Annotated in this window: 6 protein-coding genes; 2 read left to right on the top strand and 4 right to left on the bottom strand. The window is 38.7% G+C overall.

The features are described 5' to 3' along the window. Positions 1-153: 153 nt before the first annotated feature. The 3 genes from smpB to G3O08_RS20255 all read right to left on the bottom strand — a co-directional run bounded on the left by smpB (position 154) and on the right by G3O08_RS20255 (position 1,828). Complete coding sequence (gene smpB, locus G3O08_RS20265) at positions 154-603, bottom strand: SsrA-binding protein SmpB (protein ID WP_163287271.1); 450 nt, start codon at positions 601-603, stop codon at positions 154-156. Between the two features lie 79 nt (positions 604-682). Further along, entirely contained in the window at positions 683-1,294 is a 612-nt protein-coding gene (locus tag G3O08_RS20260; RefSeq protein WP_204336969.1) for a superoxide dismutase, read from the bottom strand. 111 nt (positions 1,295-1,405) lie between these two features. Further along, entirely contained in the window at positions 1,406-1,828 is a 423-nt protein-coding gene (locus tag G3O08_RS20255; protein ID WP_163287270.1) for a DUF7793 family protein, read from the bottom strand. A gap of 101 nt (positions 1,829-1,929) precedes the next feature. Between G3O08_RS20255 and G3O08_RS20250 the strand changes: the two genes are divergently transcribed. Together G3O08_RS20250 and G3O08_RS20245 are read left to right on the top strand one after the other, a co-directional pair. Continuing rightward, a complete protein-coding gene (locus tag G3O08_RS20250; protein WP_163287272.1) occupies positions 1,930-2,964 on the top strand; it encodes a quinone-dependent dihydroorotate dehydrogenase in 1,035 nt (344 codons plus the stop codon). Continuing rightward, positions 2,939-3,808: a hydroxymethylglutaryl-CoA lyase gene (locus G3O08_RS20245; protein ID WP_163287269.1), complete on the top strand. Its 870-nt coding sequence runs from the start codon at positions 2,939-2,941 to the stop codon at positions 3,806-3,808. The genes G3O08_RS20250 and G3O08_RS20245 overlap by 26 nt, the downstream gene beginning before the upstream one ends. On the opposite strand, the gene G3O08_RS20240 is transcribed toward G3O08_RS20245, so the two are convergent. Next, on the bottom strand, positions 3,805-5,076 hold the full coding sequence (locus G3O08_RS20240; protein WP_163287268.1) for a metallophosphoesterase: 1,272 nt from the start codon (positions 5,074-5,076) through the stop codon (positions 3,805-3,807). The genes G3O08_RS20245 and G3O08_RS20240 overlap by 4 nt on opposite strands. Between the last annotated feature and the right edge of the window lie 190 nt (positions 5,077-5,266).

Here is a 5,266-nt window from a genome sequence, read left to right as displayed (position 1 = left end):
AGTCCTTAAAGAGCCTAATTTCGGCATTTTAACCCAGTTTAGAAAGAAAATTCATTCCAGATTCAAGTGACTTATCAACTGTTAATTGTTGATTACTAAATAGTTGCAGGTTTTCTTGCAGGCACTAAATAGTTTTCTTAGGCAGATGCTGAATTAAATTTTCATTGCCCGATCCATGGCTCTCTTATCGTCTTTATCTTTTAAATCGTTTCGCTTATCATACATTTTCTTACCTCGTGCAAGGGCGATTTGCACCTTTGCATAACCGCTGTCGGCTAAATAAACGCGGATAGGAATAATAGTTAGACCTTTATTTTTAAGTTCTTTCTCTAGGTTTTCAATTTCCTTTCTATTCAAGAGTAATTTTCTGTCACGAGTAGGAGGAGTGTTGTTGTAACTCGCAGGCTCATAAGGAGATATGTGCATGCTCTTAATCCACAATTCTGAATTTTTAAAGAAGCAGTAAGCTTCCATAATACTAGCTTTTCCCGCGCGTACCGATTTTATCTCAGCACCGGTTAACTGTATACCCGCTTCAAATTTATCGATGAGTTCATACTCAAAAGAAGCTTTCTTATTTTTAATATTTACTTGACTGCCCATGGGAATGCTTTCGTGCAAACTTATTCTAAAATAAAAAGGTCGCCAAATTTGGCGACCTTTTTATATATAAACTTGCTTATTATTTTTTTGCTTTACTGAAGTTCTCTGACACCTGCGCCCAGTTAATTACATTCCAAAAAGCGGAAATATAATCTGGTCTTTTGTTTTGGTATTTCAGGTAATATGCGTGTTCCCACACATCGAGACCCAAAATAGGGGTTCCTTTCTTATCTGCAAATGACATAAGTGGATTATCTTGATTGGGAGTGCTGGTAATATGTAGTTTACCATCGGCACCAACAATTATCCATGCCCATCCCGATCCAAATCTGGTGGCAGCCGCCTTATTGAAATCTTCTTTCAGTTTGTCCATTCCACCAAGGTCACTTTTAATTGCGTCTGCAAGTGCACCGCTTGGGTTTCCGCCACCATTGGGGCTCATAACTTTCCAGAAAAGAGAGTGGTTGTAAAATCCACCACCATTATTGCGGACGGCAGAATCTGAAGCATCCACATTTTTCAAGATTTCTTCAATTGATTTTCCGTCTTTATCAGAGCCTGCTATGGCATCATTGAGTTTGCTGGTGTATCCTGCATGATGCTTGTCGTGGTGAATTTCCATCGTTTTAGCATCAATATTGGGCTCTAAAGCGTCGAATTTGTATGGTAAATCTGGCAATTTAAATGACATGATATTTTCGTTTTAAAGGTTTGTAAATTATAACACCCAAATCTAAAGATAGTTTAGTAAAAAGAGATGAATTTTAGATAGACTTAACCTATCTGTAAATAGAATGTAGTATTATTTTTCGAGAGAAAGTGTCCAATTTATGGCTGTCGGAAGGTCAGAGAATAGCTCTACCGGGCAGTCGGGCTTATGGAAAGTTTTATAAAAATTGGCTACAATTTTTTGAGCAAGCCCTTCAATAATAATTGCCTGGGAAAGACGAATTGCAGAATGCCGCAGATCTTTTGCAAAATAATCGCGGGCAGCGTTGGAAAAAACAACCTGTGTCTTTAAGAAATATAAAATTATGTGGCAGGGCTTATCATTGCGGAGCTTGTAAATGGTCTCCGTATGCTTTCTTGCGTGCTCTAAACCAAACTCATCGCTAATGTCTTTATAAATGACTATTACAATATCGCGCTCCAATTCTACAAACTTAGCAGAAGGCAGTTCAGCGCAATGGAGCTCTTTTAAACCGATGTTTTTTTGGTTTATCATATCGACTTATGAATTATGAAGATAGATATAATTTCATGAAATCCATAATTCATGCTTTGATTGCCTTCATTTAACCGTAATTTTGTAACCAAATTTCTATGATGTACAAAAGTTTCGTAAGGCCTCTTCTCTTTAAAATGGGGGCTGAACCCGCTCATAAGTTTACCTTCAATTTTTTAAAAGTCGCTTTTCAACTTCCTTTCACTAAGTCATTGGTTTACGGGCTGTATAATCTAAATGGCAAGAAGTTAGAGCGCGAAGTTTTTGGATTGAAATTTAAAAACCCGGTAGGTCTTGCTGCCGGATTTGATAAGGATGCTAAACTTGTAAATGAACTGGCATTTATGGGGTTTGGATTTATTGAGGTCGGCACTGTAACTCCAAAGCCTCAATCTGGAAATGCGGAGCCAAGACTTTTTAGGTTGCCAAACGATAATGGCCTTATAAATAGAATGGGTTTCAACAATAATGGCGTAGAGAAAATGCGAAAAAGGTTGGGGCGGCGCTATGCTTCTATTATTGTGGGGGGCAATATTGGTAAGAATAAAACAACTCCTAATGAGAATGCTGTAGATGACTACATTGCCTGTTTTGAATCGCTTTTTGATGTGGTTGACTACTTTGCAGTGAATGTATCGTCACCAAATACACCCAATTTACGCGACCTTCAGGAAAAAGAACCACTTACAAAACTACTCAAAACCTTAATGGATTTGAATAATGCCAAAGTTAAGCCAAAGCCGATTTTGCTCAAAATCGCTCCCGATTTAACAGACTCTCAGCTAGATGATATAATTGAAATAGTTAGCGAGACCGGAATTGCAGGTATTATTGCGACGAATACGACTATAAGTAGAGAAAATTTAAAAACCGATCAACAAGAAATCGAAGAAATAGGAATGGGAGGTCTCAGTGGAACCCCTGTAAGAGAAAGGTCTACTGAAGTAATTAGATATCTGCATACAAAATCAAATGGCGCATTTCCAATAATAGGCGTTGGCGGAATACACTCTGCCGATGATGCAATGGAAAAGCTTGAAGCGGGAGCGTCACTATTGCAACTTTATACCGGATTTATTTACGAAGGTCCCGATTTGATCAGAAAAATTAATGAAAGAATTATTGCAAATGGTTGAATTAATAGAGTGCCCCAGAGATGCCATGCAAGGCATCAAGACTGAAATACCAACTGAAACAAAAATTAATTATATCAACGCACTGCTCAAGGTAGGCTTTGACACCATTGATTTTGGATCTTTTGTTTCGCCCAAAGCGGTACCGCAAATGTCAGATACTATTAAGGTTCTCGAAGGTCTTGATTTAAGCAACACAAATTCGAAGCTCCTTGCCATTATAGCCAATACACGAGGAGCAGCAGACGCCTGTGCATATGAACAAGTTGATTATTTAGGCTATCCGTTTTCAATTTCAGAAACCTTTCAGCAGCGAAATACCAATGCATCAATTGAAGAATCATTAAAAAGGGTAGAGGAGATTAAAAATCTGACAGATAAGCACCACAAAAAACTTGTTGTTTATATTTCAATGGCTTTTGGGAATCCATATGGCGACCCATGGCACCCAGATATTGCGGCAGACTGGGCAAGCAGGTTGCACCGCGATTTAGGAATAGAGATTCTGGCACTTTCTGACACTATCGGTACTTCAGATAGCGCATCCATAACCAATTTATTTTCTACACTGATTCCGGAGCTGCCGAATGTGACTTTTGGAGCACATTTGCACACAACACCATCTTCGTGGAAAGAAAAAATTGACGCCGCATATATGGCAGGTTGTCGCCGGTTTGATGGTGCAATTAAGGGATTTGGCGGTTGCCCGATGGCAGCTGATGACCTTACGGGAAATATGGCTACAGAAAATATACTCTGGTATCTGGATGAAGTAAATGTCAAGACAAAGGTTGATAAGGTATTATTTGCCAGGGCAATGGCAATCGCTGAAACGGTATTTCCTTAACCTTTTTTCAATTCCAGTAAAGTAATTTCCGGAGGCATTCCCACTCGTCCGGGAAAACCGATATAGCCAAATCCGCGGTTAACATAAATCATTTGACTTGCTTCGCTATAAAGTCCGCCCCAGCGCGGGTAGCGGTATTTTACGGGGCTCCACTTTATAAGGCCGGGTATTTCTATGCCAAATTGCATGCCGTGGGTATGGCCAGAAAGTGTTAAGTCAATTTCGGTTTTACCAATTACCTTTGCGTCCCAGTGAGAAGGGTCGTGGGAGAGAAGGACTTGAAAATTTTTGGAATTTGTGCCTTCCATGGCTTTGTCTAAATCTCCATATTTGGTAAATCCACCTGCACCCCAATTTTCTACTCCAATTATTTCAAAGGTTTCTCCGGCTGCTGTCGTAAAAGGTGTCCATTCGTTAAGTAAAAGTTTAAACCCAATTTTTGAATGGTAGGCCTTTAGCCGATCGAGGTTTTCATTTTTCGCCGAAGCGTTTTGCCACTCTGCATAATCTCCATAATCATGGTTTCCCAAAATAGAATACTTACCATATTTCGCTTTAAGCGCCGCTAATATGTCATCCCATCCATCGGTTTCTGTAGCAAAATTATTTACCAAATCACCCGTAAAGAAGATAATATCGGGTTGTAAATCATTCACCATTTTAATTCCTGCTTTCACTTCTTTTCCATCTTTGTGAAAGCTACCTATATGAATATCAGATATATGAACTATTCTCAAACCATTCGCGGAAGCGGGAAGATTAGCAAAATTAAGCGTTTTAGTGATTACTCTAAATGCGTACCGGCCTTGAATCATTCCATACAAAATGCCTGCAAATGGAATAGCAGCGAGAATCCAGCCGAGTTGAGAAATAAATTTCCAGCGCGATATTCTGTCGCCATCCAAGGTCTCAACAGCGGGCTTTTGAACGAAAAATGAACTCAACCATTTTAAGAGATTTACAATATCATCAAATAAGTGAAAAACCGCCACCACCAATTTTGGAAGAAACATAAGAACGACCACCCCAAAAGCCATTGAGAATAAATATGAATTCATCGGGTTTGAGGCGTCTCTACTAAATTGAGATAATGCGTAAATGATTAAGCCATAAGTCGCTAATGAACTTATTATATAGCCAATTAACGCTGTATTTCGCAATACTGTATTTGTCCAATCTTCGCTTACTACTTTAAACGATTTGAAAGCGTAGAGATCAATGGCAAGAAAAATTGCGATAAAAACAAGAATTGGAAGAATGCTTTTCATGAATGATTAATAGAAAATTTATAGAATTATAAGCAGTTCGGGTTTCTAATTAAGCTTTTTAATCAATACTGTCCTAAACGATTTCAATTTGCATAAAAATAGCGGCTTCTACTGACTTCCCGGTCCAATATTCGCGTTTTTCAAAAAAGGACCCCCTGATACTTTTGATTTTGCGGTGGATCGTTACATT

Source organism: Cryomorpha ignava (assembly GCF_010686655.1).
Classification (GTDB): domain Bacteria; phylum Bacteroidota; class Bacteroidia; order Flavobacteriales_D; family Cryomorphaceae; genus Cryomorpha; species Cryomorpha ignava.
The sequence above is the reverse complement of the archived record's forward strand: the minus strand, read 5'-3'. Positions and strand labels throughout refer to the sequence as shown.

What these genes read in the sequence shown, in the direction of transcription:
- smpB (WP_163287271.1), bottom strand. Translation starts at nt 603, where the DNA reads ATGGGCAGTCAAGTAAATATTAAAAATAAGAAAGCTTCTTTTGAGTAT.
- G3O08_RS20260 (WP_204336969.1), bottom strand. Translation starts at nt 1,294, where the DNA reads ATGTCATTTAAATTGCCAGATTTACCATACAAATTCGACGCTTTAGAG.
- G3O08_RS20255 (WP_163287270.1), bottom strand. Translation starts at nt 1,828, where the DNA reads ATGATAAACCAAAAAAACATCGGTTTAAAAGAGCTCCATTGCGCTGAA.
- G3O08_RS20250 (WP_163287272.1), top strand. Translation starts at nt 1,930, where the DNA reads ATGTACAAAAGTTTCGTAAGGCCTCTTCTCTTTAAAATGGGGGCTGAA.
- G3O08_RS20245 (WP_163287269.1), top strand. Translation starts at nt 2,939, where the DNA reads ATGAAAGAATTATTGCAAATGGTTGAATTAATAGAGTGCCCCAGAGAT.
- G3O08_RS20240 (WP_163287268.1), bottom strand. Translation starts at nt 5,076, where the DNA reads ATGAAAAGCATTCTTCCAATTCTTGTTTTTATCGCAATTTTTCTTGCC.